Raw genomic sequence first — 21,905 nt, forward strand, 5'->3', positions numbered from 1 at the left:
TCCCGGTTATGCCAAGATTAAGGTTTATGGAGATGCTGCAACTTGCAGTTCAGGGATTTCCTGAGTTGCATACATCACCCCTGCCTGCTATACAACTCTCCGCCGGCTAATGATTAAAGGGTCCATGCTCGTGTCGCGCGCTGTGAGAGGGTGGCATTCTGTCTACCGGTTTGGCCAAGCCAGGGCGGTCGCAGGGAGGCAATGAATCGAGGTTAACAATATAAAAGTTGACTTCTGCGACACTTGTTTTGTATTTATGAGTAGTTTTCTTGTCTATGTGCCTGAAAAATAAAGGATAATTGGCGGGCTCTTATGATATCGTCTTTCCGTGCCATTCTGCTGTTCCTAGGGCTGCTTCTCCTGTTTCCCCCTGCCGTTTCGGCTGCGCCGGCTTCCAGTCTCATCCCCTTGAACAGTTGGATCTATCCGGCTTTAGACAAACTCGCCGGCCTGGGGCTGATCGAGTCGTCCCTGCAGGGAACGCGACCCTATACCCGTCATGAGGCGGCCCGCCAGGTGCAGGAGGCCTCCCTGGCGGCAGCGGAGAGGTCGACGCCAGCCGTGGTGCCCGAACTGCTGAGCCGTCTCGAAAATGAACTGTCCGAGGCCATGGCCGAAGTTCGCGGCGACGCAAATCCGTCGGGCACCTTCAAACCGCTGCGCCGTCTTGATCTGGCCTATCTCAACCGCCACGGTGATGAGAACAGCTATCCGCGCACCAACGCCCATCAATTTTCTCTCAACACCAACAATGACGGCATCGACTACGCCAAGGGCAGCAATGGGGAATTGCGACTGTCGGGCGATGCCCGGCTCGGTTCTTTCCTGCAGTTCGAATGGCAGCCCGTCGTCGTCGCTGGCGAGGACGAAGCCGATCTGCACTGGGTTAACACCCGGGTCGCCGCACAACTTGGCGTCGTGGAAATCTCCGTCGGGCGCCAGTCGCTATGGTGGGGGCAGGGCCGTCACGGCTCCCTTATCCTGACCAACAACGCGCAGTCCCTCGATATGCTGCGCCTCACCAATCCAGTACCCCTGCAGTTGCCCTGGATTCTGGAATACCTTGGCCCTTTTCGCTTCGATGTCTTCTGGAGCCGTCTGGAAAACGATCGTGTCGTGCCCGAGCCCTACTTCGCCGGCGCCCGCCTTAATTTCAAACCCCTGACCTGGCTGGAGCTCGGCGTCTTTCGTACCACTCTTTTCGGCGGTGAAGGTCGTCCTGCCATCGACCTGCCAGAATTCATTACCGTCCTCGGCGGCGACAACAAGTTTTCCGGTGAAGAGGATAACGGCAACTCCATCGCCGGCTTCGACTGGCGCCTTAAAATACCCTTTCTGGCCCAGGCTGAGCTCTATGGCGAATGGGGAGGCGAAGATCAGCACGACCGTTGGCCCACCAAAAATGCCCTGCTAGCGGGGCTGTATTTCCCGCGTCTCGATGCGGACGGGCGCCTGGCCCTGCGCCTCGAATACGCCGACCTCAACTATAAGGGCAACGGTCTCGGCAGTGGTCCCGTCTGGTATCAACACAGCATCTATCAATCAGGCTACACCTACGAAGATCAGATCCTGGGGCACCACGTCGGTGGGGACAGTCGCGACTACTTGGCTCAGCTCGACTGGTATGTCAGTCCCTCTTTGCAGCTGGCTTTTTCCTTCGATTATGAAGAGCGTGAGACCTCGCGCCTTAACGGGGCGGCCATTGAGAAACACCTGCAACCCGGTTTGGCCGCGCGCTGGCAGCACTGCGCCACCAGCGCCCTGACGGCTGATTTTTATTACGATCGGGTGGAAAACGCCGACTTTGTCGAGGGCGCCGATGATCACCGCCATCTTGTTCGACTTGGTCTGGAAATGACTTTTTAGTTGAGCCCTTTGATCTAAAAATTGAGGAATCCATGAAGATATTTGGTAAGTTCATCGGTTTTATTCTGGTGTCGCTGCTGGCCGGTTGCGCCTCCTTTACCGACCTGGAGCCTGGTACTGTGCTGGCCGTCAGCGGCTCCCCCGTGCTCGAACGGGAGGAGGTTGTCGTCGATACCCTGCCAACGGAGGTCACTACTGCCGTCGACTACCTGGTCGGCCCCGGCGACGTGCTGCTGGTCAATGTCAACGGCAAACCCGATCTGAGCAGCCCCGGTCTTGCCGGTGGCGGCAGCAGCAGAGTTGCTGGCAGCCGGGTCGACGGCTCCGGTTTCATTCGCCTGCCCCTGGTCGGTTCGGTAGCCGTCTCCGGTCTAAGCCTCGACCAGATCGAGGGCCGGCTTCGTCAGGCCTTTTCTGCCTACCTGCAAGAACCCTGGGTAGTTGTGGAGATTGCTGAATACAAGAGTCATCCCCTCTATCTGCTCGGTCAGTTCAAGAGCGCCGGCACCTACTACATGGATCGGCCTCTTACCCTGCTCAACGGCCTCGCCCTGGGCGGCGGCATGCTCGATACCGCCAACCTGCGCAGCGCCCGCCTTATCCGGGATGGTCTTACCGCGCCGGTCGATATCTACCAGTTGCTGCGTGAAGGCTCCCTTGAGCAGAACGTCTGGCTTAAAGCTGGCGATACCATCTATGTCCCTGACGACAAAAACCAGAACGTCTTCGTCTTCGGTGCCGTCAGCAAGCCCGGTCCCGTGCCCATGCCCAATGGTCGCCTCAGCCTGAGTCAGGCCCTGGCCAGCGCCGGTATCGGCGAAACCCGCGGCAATACCGAGTATGTGCGTATCATCCGCTCCCTCTCCGCTACCCGCGGCGAGCTCATGGTCGTCGATCAGAATCGGGTCATGCGCGGCGAGTCGCTCCCCTTTCCTCTGACCGAAGGAGATATTGTCTATGTGCCGCGTAGCGCCGTCGGCAACTGGAACCAGGCCATCCAGGAGATTCTGCCCTCCCTGCAGGCGGTCAGCGCCGTCCTGCAGCCCTTTGTCTCCATCAAGTTCCTGAGCGAAGACTGATACCTCTAATTGCCTTGTAATCAGCTGAAGGATTGAATCGAACCCATGCCGTCCACCGATAAACCGACCTTGCCGCAAATGGCCCTGTCCTGGCAGGAAGAAGAAGTTCACCTGTCCGACTACCTGCATATTCTGCTGCGTCGTAAAGTCGTTTTTCTCGCCGCTTTTTTCGCTGTCTTCACCCTTGTGGCCCTCTATACCTTCATCGCCACCCCGATCTATGAGGCCTCCGGTACCCTGCACGTGCGCGACGAAAAGGGCAAGGTCGACCTGCTGGGTGATCTGGGTCTCAGCCAGGGCAGCCCCATCGAGTCAGAAATCGAGATACTCAAGTCCCGCACCAACGTCGAAGAGGTCGTACGCCGTCTGCACCTCGACTGGCAGGTGGATAAAAAATCCAAGGGGGTCGATTTTCGCCTGCTGCAATTTCACAGCGAGGCCGAAGAACCGGTGTACCGCATCGAACTGGCCGGAGACGGCAGCTTTGTCGTTAAAGACGCCGATGGTAAGGTGGCCGGGCAGGGGCGTGCCGGTGAGAGGCTGCGGGGGGACGGTTTCGAGTTGCTGCTCACCGATCTGGTCGGGGAAAAGGGCGACAGCTTTCGCCTGACCCAGCGTGCTTTCAACCCAACGGTGCAGGGCGTGCGGGGAACAATCCGTGCCAGTGAACTTGGCCGAAAAACCAACATTATCCGCCTCGCCTACACCCATTCCGACCCCACCATGGCGCGGGATGTTGTCAATACCCTGACCCAGGTCTTTCTCGAGCGCTCTGTCACCCTTAAAACCCAGGAAGCCAGCAAGTCGCTGGAATTCATCGCCGGGCAGCTGCAGAGCGTGCGCCAGGACCTCGATGCGGCGGAGAAACAGCTGGAGCAATTCAAAAGCACCTCTGGCCTCGTCCAGCTCGATGTCGAGGCCCAAAGTCTGATCGAGCGCCTCGCCAAGGCCGAAGGACAGATGGCGGCCATCAGCGTGCGTAAAAAGCAGGTCGAGTTCGCCATTGAATCCCTCGCCGATGCTCTCGCCAAAGGGGAGAATTACGCGCCGGCCGTCATGGCCGATGATCCCGTCATCGCCGGCATGGCTCAGATATTGGCCGAATATGAAGTGCAGAAACAGGCCCTGTCCATCGAGTACACCGAAGCCCACCCTGCTATGCAGGCCGTACTCGGGCAGATTGCCGAAGTGCAGCGCAAGTTGTTGGCCACCTATCGCAGCAACCTGCAGGATCTCTCCCAGCAGTACGAAGCCCTGCGCGCCGAACTCAGCCGCTACGATGCGCAACTGAAGCTATTGCCCGAAGCCGAGCGCCAGTTGGCTCATCTGGCCCGTCAGGCCAAAGTCAACGCCGACATCTATACCTTTTTGCTGCAGAAGCACGAAGAAGCGCGCATCCTGCGAGCCTCCACCATGAGCAACATCGATGTCATCGATCCGGCCATCGCCCCCGACCGCCCCGTGAAGCCGCACAAGAAAAAGAACCTGCTGCTCGGCCTTATCGTCGGCCTCATGGTCGGCGTCGGTCTCGCCTTCTTTCTTGAGTACATGGACGACACGCTCAAGGACAGCGAGCAGATCAAGCGCCTGCTGGGTTTGCCTATTCTGGTGACCATTCCTTTTTTGGGGCGTCGGGACAAAGAGTCGCAGTCACGCAGTCATACCCTGGTCAGTCAGCTCGATCCCAAGGCACCAGCAGCCGAAGCCTTCCGCTCATTACGCACCGGCATCCATTTTTCCGCTATTCACAAGACCAAGCAGGTCCTCATGGTGAGCAGTTCCTTCCCGGGTGAAGGTAAAACGACCATCTCCGCCAATCTGGCCGTTACCCTGGCGCAGACCGGCGGCCGTGTGCTCATCATCGGTTGCGACCTGCGCAAGCCTGCTCTGCACGAGTTTTTTGAAGGGCATCGTACCCCCGGCCTCACCGAAGTGCTGGTGGGGGATGAGTCTTTCGAGAGCGCCGTCAATCTGGCCGGCGCGCCAGGCGTTGACTTTCTGAGCTCCGGCAGTACGCCGCCCAACCCCGCCGAACTTCTTGCCTCGGCGGCCATGACACAGCTGCTCACTGACCTGCGCCAGCGCTACGACCACATCATCCTTGACGCGCCACCCATGCTGGCCGTCACCGACGCCACCGTACTGAGCCCGCTGGCCGACCTGCTCCTGGTCACCTTCGAGGTTGGTCGCAGCAACCAGAAGACCGCCCTCATGCTCCGAGACCAGTTGAATCAGGTACAGGCCCCCATAGCCGGCCTGGTTCTCAATGACAAAACATCCAAGGGCGCCAGTTACTACGGCGGCTACTATGGGGGATATTACGGCAGCTACTACGGGGACAGCGACAACGAACAGCAAAAAAGCTGGTGGCAGCGGCTGCTGAAAAAATAGACGACCAAGGTCAAAGGCATTTTTACAGGGATGAAAGGGATAAAGGGATGATCCCCTTCATCCCTGTGAATACAAAGGCTTGCTTTTTAGACTCTTTTTGAGCTCCCGTCCATAGCGTGTTGCATTTCTGCGACTAGGGTATTTCCTGAGTTGCTAACCCCACCCACACCTGATACAACTCCCCCCGGGCTAATGAGAGAAAGGACCGGCGATGCACCTGCGTCGCCCGGCAGGCAGATATGATCGACTACCATTGCCACTTGCTTCCCGGCCTCGATGACGGCTGCCAGGACCTGGCCGAGGCCGTCGAACTGGCCCGACTGCTGGTCGGGGCTGGCTTTCGGCAGATTTATTGCACACCCCACTGTATACGTGGCGTCTACGACAATACGCCGTCAGTCGTACAGGCGGCGGTAGCCGTTCTGCAACAGGAACTTGATCGCCAGGGCATCGTCCTGCGGCTCCACGCTGGCATGGAATATTATCTTGACGAATACTTCCCGCGCCTGTTGTCCGATCTGCAGCCGTTAGGCGATACGGGGATGGTACTGGTCGAGTCGCCCTCTCAGGCCGAGGGTGATGCTCTCAAAGAGGCCATCTTTGCCATCGTGCGCAAGGGGTTGACGCCACTTTTCGCGCACCCCGAGCGCTACGGCTTCCTGGCGCTGCCCGCCAGCGGCAGTGGTCTGCTGCACAAGGTCAAGACCTACTTCTCTGGTGCCACCAGCGATGGCGAGGCGGGAGCCCACAGTCTGATCGGGGATCTGCAGCGGCAGGGGTGCCTGTTCCAGGGAAATATCGGCAGCTTTGCCGGCCATTACGGCAGCAGCGTCGCCCAGCGCGCTCGCCAGTTGCAGCAGCGGCAGTTTTATTACTGCTTCGGCAGCGATTCCCATCGCCCTGACTCAGCACAGCGAATCCTCGCCGCCGTCCCAGACGTCTTGGGCCTGAATCACGGCCTGGAAGAACGAAATAGCAACTTAGCCGCTGATACACACCGATGAACGCTGATGGGTTTAAAGATTGTGGAGTTGAAATATGATTCTTTCCGTTTGTGAAAACTGCGTCCATGGCTGCGTGCGTCATGGCCGTAGCCATTGTGGCCGCGAAGCGGTTTACAGCTCTCTGACCAATTGCATTCAGCGTCTGGCGCTCGAGGATTACCTGGCTCGAAACAGCCAGCCAGAAGAGACCTCACAGGCCGCGGCACAAGTTTTTTAGAGGACCGATAACAGGAGGAACAACGTGGTTAGTGTAGAGCAGATTCGCAGTAAAGAAGCCAAAATCGCCCTCGTTGGCTTGGGCTATGTCGGTCTGCCGCTGGCAGCGGCCTTCGGCAAAGTAGCCGAGGTTATCGGTTTTGATATCAGCGCCAAGAAAATCACCGAGCTCAAGCGCGGCCATGATGCCACGGGTGAACTCACTGCGGCCGAACTGGCGGCGACGCGCATCGACTATACGCTGGACCCCGCTCGGCTTAAAGAGGCGTCCTTCCTCATCGTCACCGTGCCGACGCCTATCGATGACCACAAAAAACCCGACCTGCGCCCCGTCGAGTCCGCCGCCCGCACTATCGGCCGCCACCTAACACCCGGCGCCATCATCGTCTTTGAATCGACCGTCTATCCCGGTGTCACCGAAGAAATCTGCTTGCCGATTCTCGAGGGCGAATCGGGTCTTAAGTGCGGGGTCGATTTCAAGGTGGGCTATTCGCCTGAACGCATCAATCCCGGCGACAAAGTGCACACCGTCGACAAAATCATCAAGGTGGTCTCCGGCCAGGATGACGAAACCCTCGACACCGTGGCAGGCGTCTACGAAATGGTGGTCGCTGCCGGCGTGCACCGGGCTTCCAGCATCAAGGTGGCGGAGGCGGCCAAAGTCATAGAAAATACCCAGCGCGACCTCAACATCGCCCTCATGAACGAATTAGCCATTATCTTCGGCAAGCTCGGTATCCCCACCATGGACGTGCTTGCTGCGGCTGGCACCAAGTGGAATTTTCTCAAGTTCACCCCCGGGTTGGTCGGCGGCCACTGTATTGGTGTTGACCCCTATTATCTCACCTATAAGGCCGAAGCCATCGGTTATCACCCCGAAGTCATTCTCGCCGGCCGCCGTATTAACGATGGCATGGGTAAATACGTGGCAGAGAATACTGTCAAGAAAATGATCAAGGCAGGGAAGGCTGTCAAGGGCGCGCGGGCGGTGGTGCTGGGGTTGACTTTTAAAGAGAATGTTCCCGATATCCGCAATTCCAAGGTGATCGATATTGTGCGGGAGTTGCAGGATTACGGAATCGAGGTTTTGGTGACCGACCCGCTGGCCGATAGCGATGAGGCTCGCCATGAATATGGATTGGAGCTGGTGGATCTTGAGACCATTGGAACGGTCGATGCGGTGGTGTGGGCGGTGGCCCACGATCAGTTCCTTACACAGTTTACGCCGGGTGCCCTCAAGCATCTGTGCGGCGCTGGTGGGTGTGGGGTCGTAGTCGATGTGAAGTCGGTGTTGTCACCGGAAGCGGTGGAAAGCGAGGGACTGCACTACTGGGGTCTTTGAGGATCAAGAGGCAGGATTAAATCTTTTTCAAGAGCTTAATGAGACGCGGATCCCACGGAATCTATAAAATCCGCCTTTTCCGCGTGCGATTAAGATTTAGATCGGAATTTAAAATTGTTGTCTGCTTACGAAAAGGCAAAAACTGATCTTCAACAGTCCCCAAAGGTTTGGCTTGTCACCGGCTGCGCCGGCTTCATCGGCTCCAACCTGCTCGAAACGCTGCTCAAACTCGACCAGCGCGTCGTCGGTCTGGACAACTTCTCCACCGGCAAAAAGGTCAACCTGGATGAAGTGCGTTCCCTAGTGACCAACGAGCAATGGGCACGGTTCCGCTTTATCGAAGGCGATATTCGTGATCTGTCAACCTGTCAGGATGCCTGTACCGGGGTCGATTATGTGCTGCACCAAGCGGCGCTCGGTTCGGTGCCGCGGTCCATCGACGATCCTCTCACCTCCCATGCCAGTAATGTGACAGGTCAACTTCATATGCTGGTGGCGGCACGGGATGCAGGGGTGAAGCGCGTAGTCTATGCGGCGAGCAGTTCAACCTACGGTGATCACCCAGGCTTGCCAAAGGTGGAAAATGTGATCGGCCGGCCGCTTTCACCCTATGCGGTCACCAAATTCGTCAACGAGCTCTATGCCGATGTCTTTGCCCGCTGTTATGGGCTGGAGTCGATCGGCCTGCGCTATTTCAACGTGTTCGGTCCCCGTCAGGATCCGGACGGTGCCTATGCAGCAGTCATCCCCAAATGGATTGCGGCCCTCCTTCGTGGCGACACGATTTATATTAACGGCACAGGGGAGACCAGTCGGGATTTCTGTTATGTGCAGAACGCAGTGCAGGCCAATCTGCTGGCAGCAACGACAACGAACCCGCAGTCGGTGAACCAGGTCTACAACGTGGCTGTTAATGCGCGCACCACCCTGCTGGAACTATTCGCTCTGCTGCGTGACGGATTGGCTGTGGCTAGGCCCGATTTGCAGAGTGTCCTGCCGGTACATCGGGACTTTAGAGTGGGGGACGTGTTGCACTCACAGGCGGATGTTGGCAAAGCCAAAGAATTGCTGGGGTACAGGCCGGCGCACACCATTTGTGACGGTTTGGCCGAGGCGTTAGGGTGGTATACGAAAGATCTTTGACCGTAGCTTAAATGACACTTTCTCAAAACCAGGATGTATTTGAAAAGTTACGCGCAGAAGACGAGCCATTTGTTTATAAACGTTATGGGCATACTAAAGTTTTTAAACAGAAAGATTGGTAATGCAACAAAAAAAACTAATCTACATTTTGAATAGTTACTCACCTAACGATTCGTCACATTTTCATCATGTGCTGGGTCTCCTTGACTCTCTAGCTAAGCGTGGCGTAGAGATCGCTTTGGTTATTGAAAAGGCTGATGCCATTCCAACCTTTTCCCATCCAAATATACGCGTTATTGCGCTTCAAAACAGGCAGGGTCTCCTGCGTTTTGCTGAATTGTTCCGGGTAATTATCCGCCTAATTCAACAAGGGTTCGATCGCACATATATCCGCATCGCTGCACCGGCTGCATTAGTTGCGACTTTGGCACACCGCATTTATGGCGGTGCCGTTTTCTTCTGGCAGAGCGGCACCACCATTGAATACGATGCAGCGCAACCGATATCCCTAAAAAAGATCAAATGGTATTTGAGCACTTACCTGCCAAACACTCTGGCTCGCCGCTTCGTTCATTATTTTGTCACCGGGCCTGAATTTATGGTTGATTACTATTCCCGTGTCGGCGGTGTAAATAAGGAAAAGATTCGTCTGCTTTATAATGACATTGATGTTGGCCGTTTTGCTCCACCGGCTGATCGCTCAAATCAAAAAGCAGCTTTTCTGGCTGCACACGGTTTTGAGCCGGGGACCTTGGTTTTGCTTCTGGTTCACCGCCTTTCGCCTGTCAGGCGCACCCAACTTTATTTCCCTTCCTGTTTAAAATCTTTACGTGATGGTGGGCTATTGGATCGTGTCGCCGTGATCATTGCCGGGACCGGGCCGGAGCTGCCTGCAATCCAGGCTGAAGTGCAAAGTTTGGATGTTGCCAACCGCTGCATTTTCCTTGGCAGCGTGCCAAACCGTGAGATTCAGCATCTTTATGCTGTGGCGGATATATTCCTCCACCCCACCTATAACGAAGGCTTTCCCCGTGTCGTTATTGAGGCAATGGCAGCAGGTCTGCCCATTGTCTCGACGGATGCCGGCGGGACTCGCGAATTGATGGGTAATCTTCAGTCCAGTCTTATTGTTTCCAGGGATGATCCAGAGGCGTTTGCTCGTTGCCTAGCCGGGATGATTGCGGACCCCTTGTTGCGACAGCGGACGTCCGATGAAAACCAAATGTATGTTGAGCGTTTTTCTACAGAGAACGTTGCAGCCATGTACGATGAGGTCCTTTTTGCATGACGCGCACTTGTTTGTTCCATATCAGTGCCAACCATTATGAGCCCTTTCCTGCGCAGCATCACACCCGACGTATTTGGCATGAGCTGGCTAAAGGTTTTGACGAGTATCATATTGTTGCGCGCGGGAAGAGGAACCGTTACGTGCATAGCGTTGATGGTTCGATTCACCTGCATTTGCTTCCGGCTTTTGGGGAGCGCATGTGGCCCTTCTTTTTCCTGAGTTGGTTCTTGCCCTGGTTTGTCTTCCGATATCGACCAACCCATATGCTCGCTCAATGCCCGGTCTTGGGTGGGTTGGCAGCTGCCTGCTGCGCGAAACTATTCAGAATCCCCCTCTTTGTGGAGCTACACGGTGCGCATTATTTTGCTCCCTCACGGCCAGGCTGGAAAGGTGTGTTAGAGCATGGTCTCTATCGCCACCTGTCCCGCATGACGTTTTTGGCTGCAACCAGAATTCGAAGTCTTTCTGAGGATATGAGTGATTATATTTTGCAAGTTTACGGCCCGGAAACGTACAAGAAGGTCGTTGTCATCCCCAATCGAGTTGACCTGGAGATATTTCATCATGTCAAAAGGTCTTATGAAGCTGGTCCTACCGTTCGGATTATAACCGTCGGTAATTTTTATAAAAATAAAAATCATGGCGCACTTATTGAGGATTTGTGTGCATCAAATATCCCTTTCCGTCTGACTATAGTTGGTGCCGGTCCACTGAGAGACGAATATTTGGCAATATCAGAACTCTTGCATGTTCGAGATCAAATCGAGATGGTTAGCCTTGATCATAAATCCTTAGCATCACTTCTACCGAAACAAGATATTTATGTTCACTACTCATTGTCTGAGGGTGTTTCAAGAGCCATACTAGAAGCAATGGCGGCAGGATTACCCGTGGTTGCAACCCGAGTTGGTTTTATAAAAGGGGTGTTGTGTGACAGGGCGAACGCCCTTGTGATTGACAAGCCCTACACTGTCGGCCTCGTAAATTCAATCAGAGTGCTGGCTACGTCAGAGAACCTTCGTAAAAGGCTGGGAGTTGCCGCACGAGAGACGATCGAAACTTATTTTGAGTGGAACCATGTTTTCGACCAATATCGGTCAGCGATCAAGGCCATGAGGCTGGAGGCGGAGTGAGGATTTTAAGGATCTATCCTTTTCTCCCGCCCTTACCAGGGGGAATGGAGAAGCACATTCTTCGCCTCACTGAGGAGCAGCGAAAACTCAATTGTGAAGTGACACTTGCCTTCAATCAAGGCGATGTCACTTTGCCTACTGATATTCACGTGTTGGGAAGAATTAATCTACGTAAAATTAAACCCTGTTCCTTGCGAGATTTACTGTTTTATTGTGGGTTGATCATTAAATTGGTTGGAGAAAAGAGAAGCTATGATGTTGTGCACGTGCATGGGGACTGGAGCGCCTTTCTTCTAGGCCGTTTGGTTGCATATTTTGTACATCCAAAAAAGCAGATTGCGAGCATGCACGGCACTGCTCGCCGCGGCATATGGGGAGGCCTGTATCGTTTTAGCTTTACTGGTTATAACATGGTCTATGCAACAGGTTCTCTTGATGCAGCCTATATAGACACTTTAACTACCAAGCCTGTTTATTGGCAACATAGTGGCATAGATTCAGATTTTCTTTCTGCAAAAAATCAGCCGAAACGCACTTTTGATGTCATAAGTGTCGGTAGTTTTGTCCCGGTTAAAAATTTTGAACTCGTAATACAGATCGCTGAAAAAATGCCGGAGTATACCTTCCTGATGGTTGGAGATGGCCCACAAAGAGCTGCAATTGAAGCCGATTGCCTACGGAGAGGCATCACGAATGTTACCTTTGCCGGGCAACTTGAGTCGGCAGACGTTGCCCGCGCTCTGTGCAGGTCACGCGTTTTTCTGCTTACCTCCTTCACCGAGGGAACCCCTACTGCACTTCTTGAAGCTATGGCTTGCGGTCTAGCAATCGTTACTTCACGCTCTAATAACTATGATTCTCTGCTTAAGTCTGGGCAAAATGGTTATGTCGTTGATGGATTTCAGCCGAACGATTATGTATTGAAAATACGTGAACTGCTTGATAGCGGTTTGTTGGATGAGATATCTGGCCACAATAGAGCGCAGGCCAAAAATTATAGTTGGCCAGCAGTGGCGAAGCAGATTACCGAATGGATGAAAGTTGATGCACACACAAACCAAAATTGACTCTTCGCGAGAAAAAATGACCATTTTGCAGTTGGTTACAGGGCTGGGGGTGGGTGGTGCTGAGCGGGTGGTCATGGAAATGGCTGGTCGCCTTTCTGCGCAAGGGATCCGCACTGTGGTTGTTTCGTTAAAAAATGATCGAAGCATTCTGGCGCAATATCCCCATGTTAATTTCCCTGTCTACTGTATGGAAATGTCTAAAAACCCATGGTCAGTTATCAAGGCGACCGCCGCATTTATAAAGATTATTCGTTGTGAACATATTTCGCTTATCCATGCCCACATGTTTCACGCACTCAGTCTCGCCTTAGTCAGCAAAATTGTAACTTTTTATCCTAAAGTGGTTTTTACCAGCCACAATAGTAAAGGATTTTCATTCCTGCGGCGTCTGGTGATTTGCATGAGCAAGTTTTTGCGCGCTGCTGACGTGATCTTTATTCCGGGGCAACATCCTGAAATGAATGCGACGAAAACGGTTGTGATTCCTAACGGCGTGTCAGTAGACCCAGACTGGGTGAACAGCAACGGGATGATGAAAGAGCGGAAAGTATTTCTTTTTGTTGGACGCCTTGAGCCGGCAAAAAATCCGATTGGGCTGATTCGTTCATTTGCAGCGATGAAGCAAAAAGAATGTGAACTCTGGATTGCGGGTGATGGTTTTTTACGACCTGATGTTGAACGGGAAATTGCGAAATTTCATCTTGAGGACCGGGTACGCCTGCTGGGCATTCGACGGGATGTGACAAAATTGCTTGAAGAGGCAGATTGTTTTGTTATGGCATCACTTTGGGAAGGCTTGCCTATGGCAATTCTTGAGGCTGGCGCGGTTGCATTGCCGGTTGTCGCCCCCCCCGTTGGGGCTATACCAGATTTGCTCGGCGATGAATGTGGTTATTTGGTAGATCCGTCAGAACTATGTCATGCGCTCGATGACATACTCGAAAATTATGCGGAAGCACGCAGGCGTGGGATCCGTCTTCGTAATAAGGTTATTGCAGGTTTTAGTCTTGACCATATGTGTCTTGCTCATGCCGATTTGTATAGAAGCTTGTTTAATAGTGGTATGAGATGAATCACGAATTTATTAAATTAATACTTCCCTCAATCATATTCATTTCTTGGGTTATATTTTCTTTTCGGTTTAAAAAGAAATATACAATGATTGGTGCGGCTCTTTTTTTAGCCAGTTATGTAGGACTTTCTTCAAATTTTAGTTTTGTTTATCGCGAACTGCATCAGCTTATACAGTTGATTTTAATTGCCCTTTTTGTTGGACCAGCAATCTTAAAAGGTCGACTTGGGTGGATTAATAAATTTCTGTTTGTGTTTCTTTTGTTTATTGGGACATCCTTTGTTTCAGCACCAATCGATGAAGATGCCAAGTCGCAAATTATCAATTTTATTGTTTGTGTGGGGGTCACCAGCTATTTATTTTCTGCACTTAGATCCAGTTCTGATGTAGAAAAAATCTTTCAATATATAGCAACGCTCGCTGTTATTTTGTCCATTGCGGGATGCCTTGAGTTTGTTGCTGATCCCGGCAGGCGAATCGAAACAACATTCAGTAATCCTAATTACTTTGGATTGTTCCTCGGAGTGGGGTTCTGTGCTGTTGCAGCATGTTTCAAAGGTTTTCAAAGGAATTTAGCTTTAATATTGATTCTGGTAATGCTAGTTGCCAGTGGATCGCGCAGCGCGATCGCCTTCCCGTTTTTTTATTTCCTCTGGCAGATTTACAAACAAAAACGTTTTGATAAACAAATCATTCTTCTCTTGGCCTTTTTGATTATGACGACATCAGTCGTTTACTCTGGTATGACTCGTTTTTCCGATATAGATCAAACCGCAGCGAGTGATGCCGAGCGCATTGTGTTTGCAAAAATTGCACTTCGAATGGCAAGTTCCCACCCATTCACTGGCATTGGCTGGGGCCGATTTATTAGTGAATTCGGGAATTATAGTTCTTTTTCTGAACAGGTGGTGACCACTAGCGGTGTAATAGATCTTTCTGGACAAACTAGACGCGTTACACATAACGATTTTTTAAGAGTGCTTGCCGAACTCGGATGGGTAGCTTTCGCCACGGCTATTGCATTGACATTATATGGGGTGAGATTATTGCTGACTAGTTTTCTACATATTTTTTCGTTTCTTCCGCCGATATGGGGAGGAATGGTCTTCTTTTCACTTGGGCATAATAACCTGAATAATGCATTGTTCTGGTTTGTTTTTCTTCTCCCCTTTTTTTTGGCTCATAAACTTAACATGATTAGAGGCTCCCAAAGACTACGCTCATATTCCCTTTCAGTTATGAAGGCTAATAACTAGTGCAGATAAAACAATTGAGTCCAGCCCCCAAAATTCTTTTTTTTATTACCGAAGACTGGTATTTCTGCAGTCACCGCTTGTCCCTTGCTATTGCTGCAAAAGATGCAGGTTATGATGTAGCGGTCCTTACGCGTGTTCAAAATCATGAGCCTATAATCACAAATGCAGGGTTACGCCTCATCCCCAGCACAATGGTGCGTCGTAGTCAGAATCCCTTCCATGAAGTCAGTTTTATCAAGCAACTTGCAGGTGTTTATCAAAAAGAAAAGCCAGATATACTCCACCATGTTGCTTTGAAGCCGGTTCTTTATGGATCCATTGCGGCCCGCCTTGCCGGTTGTAGGAATGTGGTGAATGCCATGGCGGGCATGGGCTTTGTGTTTACCTCTAACACAATTAAAGCCAGGATTTTACGTCCTCTTGTCTCTATCTCATATCGAATGCTTCTCAATCGGCCTAATCATCGGCTTATTCTTCAAAATCGTGATGATGTTGCGCTTTTCACTGATTCGCATTTGATCGAATCTGGGAAAATCGCACTAATTCGTGGAGCCGGTGTTGATACTACGGAATTTTCACCCGGTCCAGAAGTTGCTGGTCCACCGACTATTGTTATGGCGTCCAGGCTATTGTGGGATAAGGGTGTAGGTGAATTTGTTAAAGCGGCCAAGATTTTGCGGCGCGAGGGGCTTGAAGCAAGGTTTGTTCTAGTCGGTGATAGTGACCCTGAAAACCCCGCAGCAATTTCTTATTCGCAAATTGATGAGTGGATAGCTGAAGGCGACATTGAATGGTGGGGGTACCACAATGACATGCAGTCCGTTTTCTTAAAAGCCAATATTGTTTGTTTGCCATCATATCGCGAGGGGCTACCCAAGGTTCTATTGGAGGCCGCCTCTTGTGGAAAACCGATTGTCGCAACCGATGTGCCTGGGTGCCGCGAAATTGTTCGTCACTGCAAAAATGGCCTTTTGGTTCCGCCAAAAAAACCTGCTGCCTTGGCCGAAGCACTCAAAACTCTGATATTGGACTCCGATCTATGTCAGCGAATGGGCGCGACAGGTCGCAAAATTGTGGAGAAAGAATTTTCTCAGGAGATCGTTATTGAGAAGACCTTGGCACTTTATCGAGAAATGCTAGCCAGGTAGGTGCTGGAGAAAGCAATATGGGGAATTGATGGCTTTTGGAGGGAAGAAAACGATCTTGCTTACCGGTGCAACAGGGTTCGTTGGTTCTCGGGTTTGCGCCCGTTTGATGGCCGATGGATATGACCTACGCTGCGCCATTCGTGAAGAATCCCAAGATGGAAATTCTGTCGTTGTCGGCGATATCAGCTCTGAAACACCTTGGGGGGACGCCCTGATGGGCGTCTCCGCCGTCATCCATTTGGCCGCTTGTGTTAATGTCATGAATGCCAACGTCAATGACCAACTGACCGAATTCCGGCGAGTTAATGTTGCTGGGACTCTTAACCTTGCACGGCAAGCCGCCGTCGCCGGTGTTGAGCGCTTTATCTTTCTCAGCACCGTCAAAGTTATCGGCGAAGAAACTGCTGCTGGCCAACCTTTCACCGAAAAGGATGAAACCCGTCCTCAGGGACCTTACGGCATCACTAAGCTTGAGGCAGAAATGGGCATGCGCCGGTTGGCTGAAGAATCCGATATGGAAGTTGTTATCATCCGCCCGCCCCTTGTCTATGGCCCCTGCGCTAAGGGGAATTTTGGTAACATGCAACGTTGGGTACACAAGGGCATCCCGCTTCCCCTCGGAACCATTCACAACCAACGGAGTTTGATCGCTATCGACAACCTCGTCGATTTCATCATTACCTGCATCGCTCATCCCGCAGCTGGTAACGAGACTTTTCTTGTCGCCGACGGGGAAAATCTTTCCACCACCGAATTGCTACGTCGCGCCGGAAAGGCCATGAGTAAACCTGCGCGTCTGTTTCCGATGCCTGAGTGGTTACTCAAGTGCGGTGCCCGAATGCTAGGTAAGCAAGCCATGGCACAACGCCTATGCGGAAACCTTCAGGTGGATATCTCCAAGGCCCGGGAGGTGCTGGGCTGGTCTCCGCCGCTGAGTGTGGATGAGGGGTTGAGAAGGGCAGTTTGTGGAACACGGTCCGAGGCACATGAGAAAAGCTAAACTTGGCTCAGAAAAAGACTTTTTGATGTTTTAAGGACACAACTTATTTATGAAGTGGTTTCTTTTGCGTTTTTTTGACGTACTGTTTTCGACCCTTGGTTTGCTTGTTGGTTTGCCATTGCTTGCAGTCATCACTCTGATTGGATTTTTCGATACGGGCTCACCTGTTTTTCGCCAACAGCGTGTCGGCAGAAACAAAAAACCTTTCGTGCTCGTGAAATTTCGGACTATGAAAGTGGGGACTGCGTCGGTGCCAAGTCATTTAGCCAATGCTTCCGCCATTACTCCCCTCGGCAATTTTCTACGGCGGTCCAAGCTTGATGAGTTGCCCCAGTTATGGAATGTGCTCAAAGGCGAGATGAGTTTGGTCGGTCCGCGGCCTTGTCTGTTCAACCAGGCAGAGTTGATTGAAGCACGCAACAATCGCGGTGTCTTTGACGCACGTCCTGGTATTACAGGGCTGGCACAGGTAAGTGGCATCGACATGTCAACGCCGCAACTTCTTGCCGAGACTGATGCACGTATGATTCGCGAGCTGACTGTTCGCCGGTATTTTCTCTTTATTATCCAGACTGTTTTTGGAAAAGGTTCTGGTGACAGGGTGCGGGGCGGCTGATGGTTTTTTCAGTACAAACCGGGCACATACTTAAAACACAATTACTTAGATTGATGTATCCATGATGGATAGCTGGAAAAAATTGGGACATAAATACCGGATTGTGTTTATTTTTGTCCTGAAAGCGGTGACCATTGTTGGATCTTTGTCGCTTGCTTTTCTGTTGCGTTTCGATTTGGATTGGCAGCGGGTCAACTGGTCGCTGTATCTGAAGTTGGTACCCGCCCTGCTGGTTATCAAGCTTGGCATTTTCTGGTGGCAAAAGGTTTCACACGGTTGGTGGCGTTATGTCTCCATTGCCGATGTGGTCGATTTGGCCCGCGCCAACCTGATCGCCTCTGTCGTTTTTATTCTGTACGTCGTTTTTTTTCACAGGCTTGAGGGCATTCCGCGTTCCGTTCTTATTCTTGACGGGTTTATCTGTTTCAGCGCCATGGCGGGTTTGCGCTTTTTGACCCGCGCTGCCCGTGAAGACTATTTGCCGCTGTTGAAAAGAAAAACAGGGCAGCGTAAGCGCATCTTGATTATAGGGGCCGGCTCAGCCGGGCAAACCATCGCTAAGGAGATGCGGCAGAACCCGGATCTGAATTATTTGGTGCGTGGCTTTGTGGATGATGATCCCGACAAGCAGGGCCGGAGTTTCATCGGATTTAAGGTGTGGGGCACTCTGGCCCAGTTAGAAGCGATAGTCCAACGCACTGGGGCCGAAGAGGTGATTATTGCCATTCCTTCAGCCACGGGTAAACAGATGCAGGTCATCGTCAAGCACTGCGAGGCGTTAGGCCTTCGATTCAGGACCTTGCCGGGGATGGGGTCGTTGATCGACGGTACCGTCTCGATCAGCCAGGTTCGCGATGTCTCCCTAGACGATCTCCTCGGGCGGGAACCGGTTCGGCTGGATGTCGATCGCATTCGGGCTTTCCTAGAGGGTAAGCGGGTATTGGTCACGGGGGCGGCTGGTAGTATCGGTAGCGAGATCTGTCGCCAAGTCAGCCGTTTCAATCCCCAGCGCCTTGTGCTTTATGATCATGCCGAAAGTCCGCTGTTCGCCATCCACAACGAGCTGGCGGAGCTCTATCCCGGCTTGCGTCACACGGCTATTATCGGTGATGTGCGGGACCGGGCGCGGGTCGAAGGGATTTTTGATGAGGTGCAGCCGCAGGTGGTTTTCCATGCCGCAGCCTACAAGCACGTGCCGATGATGGAGCATAACCCCGCCGAAGCCGCCAATAACAATGTGCGGGGCAGCCGCATTGTGGCCGAGACCGCCGATGCCTGTGGCGTGGAGTGTTTTGTGATGATTTCCACCGATAAGGCGGTAAACCCGACCAATGTCATGGGGGCGACTAAGCGGGCGGCGGAGCTGTTTGTACAGGCTTTGTCGCGCACCAGCAAGACGCGTTTTGTTACGGTGCGGTTTGGTAATGTTCTAGGGAGTGCTGGCAGCGTGGTGCCGACTTTTAAAAAGCAGATCGCCGCCGGTGGACCTGTGACGGTGACCCATCCGGATATTACCCGCTTTTTCATGACCATCCCGGAAGCCACCCAATTGGTGCTACAGGCCGGTAGTATGGGGCAGGGGGGGGAGATTTACCTTCTGGACATGGGAGAGCCGGTTAAAATTGTTTCGCTGGCGGAGGAACTCATTCGGTTGTCGGGATTTATTCCCTATGAAGATATCGACATTGTCTTTAGCGGTCTGCGCCCCGGTGAAAAGCTTCACGAAGAGCTGCTGATCGCTGGTGAAGGGGTCAAGCCCACTACCCATGAAAAGATCATGGTGGCCGAATCCAAGGTTCATGATCGCGCCCATTTAGAGCACCAATTAGAAGAGCTTTACCAATTGCAGAGGCAAATCGACTTGCATGGCATTGTGGCTAAACTCGCTGAAATAGTTCCGGAATTCCAGCCGGAAAAAGTCGGTGTTCCGCGTCGAAATTAATATATGGGTTAAGATAATATAAGATTAAAATTAAAAAAAATAAAAATTTATTGGATAAGAAAGTCAACGCACTCCAAAATAAAAATAACAAAGGAACAATCTTAAATGCAGGACATTGACAATCCAATATTCAAAAGCGATCATAATATATATATTTGGGGAAAATTGCCCAAATGTGATGACCTAGATGTATGTGTTGTATCAATTAATAGACCTGATTTGCTAGAAGTTACTTTAGAGTCTTTTTCAAGAAATCTCTTATCACAATGGCCAAATAAAAGATTAATTATTAATGTGGATCCAGTTCCGACTTCTCCAGATTCAGAAAAGTTTTTATCAATTTGCAAAAAGTATTTCAATAATGGGATAATTCGATTTTCTAAAAAAGGAAATTTTTCAAACGCAGTTAAATGGTCATGGTCCAATTCATGTACGAATTATATATTTAATCTTGAGGATGATTGGATTTGCCTTGCTAATATAAAAAAAAATGATGTAGAAAATACCCTTAAAGTAAATAATTTAATTCAAATTAAATTGCCAAAAAGACATCAATTCAAAGTCTTAAATAGTGGATTTAGTTTAAATCCTTGTTTTATAAATGGGGATTGGGCAAGAAAAACTTCTGCCTTGCTTGATTCAAACTATGACCCTGAAAAACAAATCAGGCATCTAATCCCTGATGTAATCCTCTCAGCACAAAATGCTTACAAGTTTCATCAATTTGTCTCCAAATCAAAATTACCAGTTATTTATGATACGGGCACATATTGGAAAAAGATAAAGGGCATCCAAAAAACAATGGATGTTGATCACCAGGTCTCTTGGAATTCACGAAAAGGTTTCAAATATTTAAACGAATGTAATTATATATTAATTTTATCAAAGTTTAAATATTTCAGTCTTGTTTTGCGAATATCACTTGGTGTCGTACAACTTTTTTTAGATAAGTACAGAAGTCTAAAATCTTGAATAATTAACTTATATTTTATTTTTAAATATTATTTCTTCTGAATGTCAATTAAGCTAAAAATATTTACAAACTCATCGATAAACTTAGCGACTGCTGGCATAAACATGCTATGTACAGTCCTAATTGTACGTTTTTTCGGTTCCGAAATTTATGCTGGTCTAATAGTTGATCTTTCGTATATTTCAATATTGACAATATTGTTAGAAATCGTCCCGACTAACTATATTTTATTTAAGGTCCAGGATGACCCCACAAGATACCAAGGACTCGCTTTTTTAGCAGTTATTTCATTTTTAATATTAATGATAGCAACATATGTTGCTTATAAATTCCTCGGAATATTTTATACAAATAATTTATGGATAATCCTTTATGTTAGTTCAATCGCTATAAAAAAATACATTGATATTAAACTTCAATCATCTGGTCACCTGTCGGAATATTTTTTGATTGAATTCAGGGGCGCAGTATTACGATTAACCCTATTGTATTTATTGTTCTTGCTTTCTACTCCACCGCCAGTGGCAGTGTGGGCATCCTTAACCATTTCCACAATATTAACCCAATCTATTTGGTTTGCAAAAAATGGAACTGAGCGCAAAGCATTTAAAAACAGTATCAATAGATCTTCTTGGAAACAGTTGACAGGGGATATGCACTCATACCTGCCCTATTATTTAGGGATCACCCTTAAAAGGGGTGGTAACAACCTAACGCCTATTCTTGCAAATGTTTTCTTCAAAGACAAAGAGGTGTTAGGGGCTTTTTTCCTGGCCTATCGAGGACTACAGTTTACAATAGGCCAACTCCGAACTATAGAGGGTTTGCTTAACCATAGGAATACACTTAATAAGATAAAAAGTATTTCAACCAAAAATAAAACTGTCGTTGCTACGGTCTGCCAATTTACCTGTATAGTAATATCTATAGGCATTTTAATGCTATCTGGCATTAAGATTTACAGTTTTTATGCTGTTTTAATTCTAAGTTTTTCAGTCTGGATTAGTATGTTTGCAATGATTGAAAGAGCTAATGCATACTCGACATACAATATAAAATCTGTAAATTTCTCTATAGCTGGATATATTATTGTTTATATTTCGATGGTTTCATTGTCATCTTCATTTGGTATAAAAGGGCAAATAGCATATAGTATTTTGTTAGTTGTTTCAGACCTAGCATATTTGGGGACAATTCTTATTTTTAAAAATAATGTTAAATATGATAATAAATAAATTTAAATGACAAAAACTAAATATGATATTAATTGTAAATAGACAAAATAATATTTATGGCATATTAAAACGCATTACAGAATTTAAATAATGTCGTTATTATTCAGTCAATCAGAGGATAACAATTAAAAATT

The 21,905-nt window shown here is 50.1% G+C and carries 18 protein-coding genes; all 18 read left to right on the forward strand.

The features are described 5' to 3' along the window. Positions 1–312: 312 nt before the first annotated feature. The 18 genes from MJO47_RS10245 to MJO47_RS10330 all read left to right on the forward strand — a co-directional run bounded on the left by MJO47_RS10245 (position 313) and on the right by MJO47_RS10330 (position 21,771). Positions 313–1,866: a capsule assembly Wzi family protein gene (locus MJO47_RS10245; protein ID WP_253961029.1), complete on the forward strand. Its 1,554-nt coding sequence runs from the start codon at positions 313–315 to the stop codon at positions 1,864–1,866. Positions 1,867–1,898: 32 nt separating this feature from the next. Then, on the forward strand, positions 1,899–2,945 hold the full coding sequence (locus MJO47_RS10250) for a polysaccharide biosynthesis/export family protein (protein ID WP_253961030.1): 1,047 nt from the start codon (positions 1,899–1,901) through the stop codon (positions 2,943–2,945). A 45-nt stretch (positions 2,946–2,990) separates the two neighbouring features. Continuing rightward, positions 2,991–5,336, forward strand: coding sequence for a polysaccharide biosynthesis tyrosine autokinase (locus tag MJO47_RS10255; protein WP_253961031.1), 2,346 nt, complete (start codon positions 2,991–2,993; stop codon positions 5,334–5,336). A 239-nt stretch (positions 5,337–5,575) separates the two neighbouring features. Beyond that, positions 5,576–6,340, forward strand: a complete 765-nt coding sequence (locus MJO47_RS10260) for a tyrosine-protein phosphatase (RefSeq protein ID WP_253961032.1) — start codon at positions 5,576–5,578, stop codon at positions 6,338–6,340. Between the two features lie 34 nt (positions 6,341–6,374). Continuing rightward, positions 6,375–6,557 carry a hypothetical protein gene (locus tag MJO47_RS10265; protein ID WP_253961033.1) on the forward strand — a complete coding sequence of 61 codons (183 nt, stop codon included), beginning with the start codon at positions 6,375–6,377 and terminating at the stop codon, positions 6,555–6,557. A 24-nt stretch (positions 6,558–6,581) separates the two neighbouring features. Continuing rightward, entirely contained in the window at positions 6,582–7,898 is a 1,317-nt protein-coding gene (locus tag MJO47_RS10270; protein WP_253961034.1) for a nucleotide sugar dehydrogenase, read from the forward strand. 114 nt (positions 7,899–8,012) lie between these two features. Then, on the forward strand, positions 8,013–9,041 hold the full coding sequence (locus MJO47_RS10275) for an SDR family oxidoreductase (RefSeq protein WP_371926665.1): 1,029 nt from the start codon (positions 8,013–8,015) through the stop codon (positions 9,039–9,041). A 121-nt stretch (positions 9,042–9,162) separates the two neighbouring features. Beyond that, positions 9,163–10,329, forward strand: coding sequence for a glycosyltransferase family 4 protein (locus tag MJO47_RS10280; protein ID WP_253961036.1), 1,167 nt, complete (start codon positions 9,163–9,165; stop codon positions 10,327–10,329). Beyond that, positions 10,326–11,462 carry a glycosyltransferase family 4 protein gene (locus MJO47_RS10285; protein WP_253961037.1) on the forward strand — a complete coding sequence of 379 codons (1,137 nt, stop codon included), beginning with the start codon at positions 10,326–10,328 and terminating at the stop codon, positions 11,460–11,462. Before MJO47_RS10280 ends, MJO47_RS10285 begins: the two co-directional genes overlap by 4 nt. A gap of 44 nt (positions 11,463–11,506) precedes the next feature. Continuing rightward, on the forward strand, positions 11,507–12,529 hold the full coding sequence (locus MJO47_RS10290) for a glycosyltransferase family 4 protein (protein WP_253961038.1): 1,023 nt from the start codon (positions 11,507–11,509) through the stop codon (positions 12,527–12,529). Further along, positions 12,507–13,601, forward strand: a complete 1,095-nt coding sequence (locus MJO47_RS10295) for a glycosyltransferase (RefSeq protein ID WP_253961039.1) — start codon at positions 12,507–12,509, stop codon at positions 13,599–13,601. The genes MJO47_RS10290 and MJO47_RS10295 overlap by 23 nt, the downstream gene beginning before the upstream one ends. Beyond that, on the forward strand, positions 13,598–14,857 hold the full coding sequence (locus MJO47_RS10300) for an O-antigen ligase (RefSeq protein ID WP_253961040.1): 1,260 nt from the start codon (positions 13,598–13,600) through the stop codon (positions 14,855–14,857). The genes MJO47_RS10295 and MJO47_RS10300 overlap by 4 nt, the downstream gene beginning before the upstream one ends. Beyond that, positions 14,857–16,005, forward strand: coding sequence for a glycosyltransferase (locus tag MJO47_RS10305; RefSeq protein ID WP_253961041.1), 1,149 nt, complete (start codon positions 14,857–14,859; stop codon positions 16,003–16,005). The genes MJO47_RS10300 and MJO47_RS10305 overlap by 1 nt, the downstream gene beginning before the upstream one ends. Before the next feature lie 28 nt (positions 16,006–16,033). Continuing rightward, complete coding sequence (locus tag MJO47_RS10310) at positions 16,034–17,005, forward strand: SDR family oxidoreductase (RefSeq protein ID WP_253961042.1); 972 nt, start codon at positions 16,034–16,036, stop codon at positions 17,003–17,005. A 49-nt stretch (positions 17,006–17,054) separates the two neighbouring features. Next, positions 17,055–17,621 carry a sugar transferase gene (locus MJO47_RS10315; protein WP_253961043.1) on the forward strand — a complete coding sequence of 189 codons (567 nt, stop codon included), beginning with the start codon at positions 17,055–17,057 and terminating at the stop codon, positions 17,619–17,621. Between the two features lie 103 nt (positions 17,622–17,724). Further along, the gene (locus MJO47_RS10320; protein ID WP_253961044.1) at positions 17,725–19,563 is read left to right on the forward strand and encodes an SDR family NAD(P)-dependent oxidoreductase; all 1,839 of its coding nucleotides are present in this window, start codon (positions 17,725–17,727) and stop codon (positions 19,561–19,563) included. A gap of 105 nt (positions 19,564–19,668) precedes the next feature. Further along, positions 19,669–20,535 (forward strand): hypothetical protein, encoded by an 867-nt coding sequence (locus tag MJO47_RS10325; RefSeq protein WP_253961045.1) that lies wholly within the window; start codon positions 19,669–19,671, stop codon positions 20,533–20,535. A 105-nt stretch (positions 20,536–20,640) separates the two neighbouring features. Continuing rightward, the gene (locus MJO47_RS10330) at positions 20,641–21,771 is read left to right on the forward strand and encodes a hypothetical protein (protein WP_253961046.1); all 1,131 of its coding nucleotides are present in this window, start codon (positions 20,641–20,643) and stop codon (positions 21,769–21,771) included. Positions 21,772–21,905 lie beyond the last annotated feature (134 nt).

This window comes from Desulfuromonas sp. KJ2020 (genome assembly GCF_024197615.1).
GTDB lineage: Bacteria > Desulfobacterota > Desulfuromonadia > Desulfuromonadales > SZUA-540 > SZUA-540.

Bases quoted from the DNA above. Each gene is read 5' to 3' on its own strand.
- MJO47_RS10325 (WP_253961045.1), top strand. From the start codon at position 19,669: ATGCAGGACATTGACAATCCAATATTCAAAAGCGATCATAATATATAT.
- MJO47_RS10255 (WP_253961031.1), top strand. From the start codon at position 2,991: ATGCCGTCCACCGATAAACCGACCTTGCCGCAAATGGCCCTGTCCTGG.
- MJO47_RS10265 (WP_253961033.1), top strand. From the start codon at position 6,375: ATGATTCTTTCCGTTTGTGAAAACTGCGTCCATGGCTGCGTGCGTCAT.
- MJO47_RS10290 (WP_253961038.1), top strand. From the start codon at position 11,507: ATGGAGAAGCACATTCTTCGCCTCACTGAGGAGCAGCGAAAACTCAAT.
- MJO47_RS10285 (WP_253961037.1), top strand. From the start codon at position 10,326: ATGACGCGCACTTGTTTGTTCCATATCAGTGCCAACCATTATGAGCCC.
- MJO47_RS10245 (WP_253961029.1), top strand. From the start codon at position 313: ATGATATCGTCTTTCCGTGCCATTCTGCTGTTCCTAGGGCTGCTTCTC.
- MJO47_RS10295 (WP_253961039.1), top strand. From the start codon at position 12,507: ATGCACACACAAACCAAAATTGACTCTTCGCGAGAAAAAATGACCATT.
- MJO47_RS10250 (WP_253961030.1), top strand. From the start codon at position 1,899: ATGAAGATATTTGGTAAGTTCATCGGTTTTATTCTGGTGTCGCTGCTG.
- MJO47_RS10315 (WP_253961043.1), top strand. From the start codon at position 17,055: ATGAAGTGGTTTCTTTTGCGTTTTTTTGACGTACTGTTTTCGACCCTT.
- MJO47_RS10260 (WP_253961032.1), top strand. From the start codon at position 5,576: ATGATCGACTACCATTGCCACTTGCTTCCCGGCCTCGATGACGGCTGC.
- MJO47_RS10300 (WP_253961040.1), top strand. From the start codon at position 13,598: ATGAATCACGAATTTATTAAATTAATACTTCCCTCAATCATATTCATT.
- MJO47_RS10330 (WP_253961046.1), top strand. From the start codon at position 20,641: ATGCTATGTACAGTCCTAATTGTACGTTTTTTCGGTTCCGAAATTTAT.
- MJO47_RS10280 (WP_253961036.1), top strand. From the start codon at position 9,163: ATGCAACAAAAAAAACTAATCTACATTTTGAATAGTTACTCACCTAAC.
- MJO47_RS10310 (WP_253961042.1), top strand. From the start codon at position 16,034: ATGGCTTTTGGAGGGAAGAAAACGATCTTGCTTACCGGTGCAACAGGG.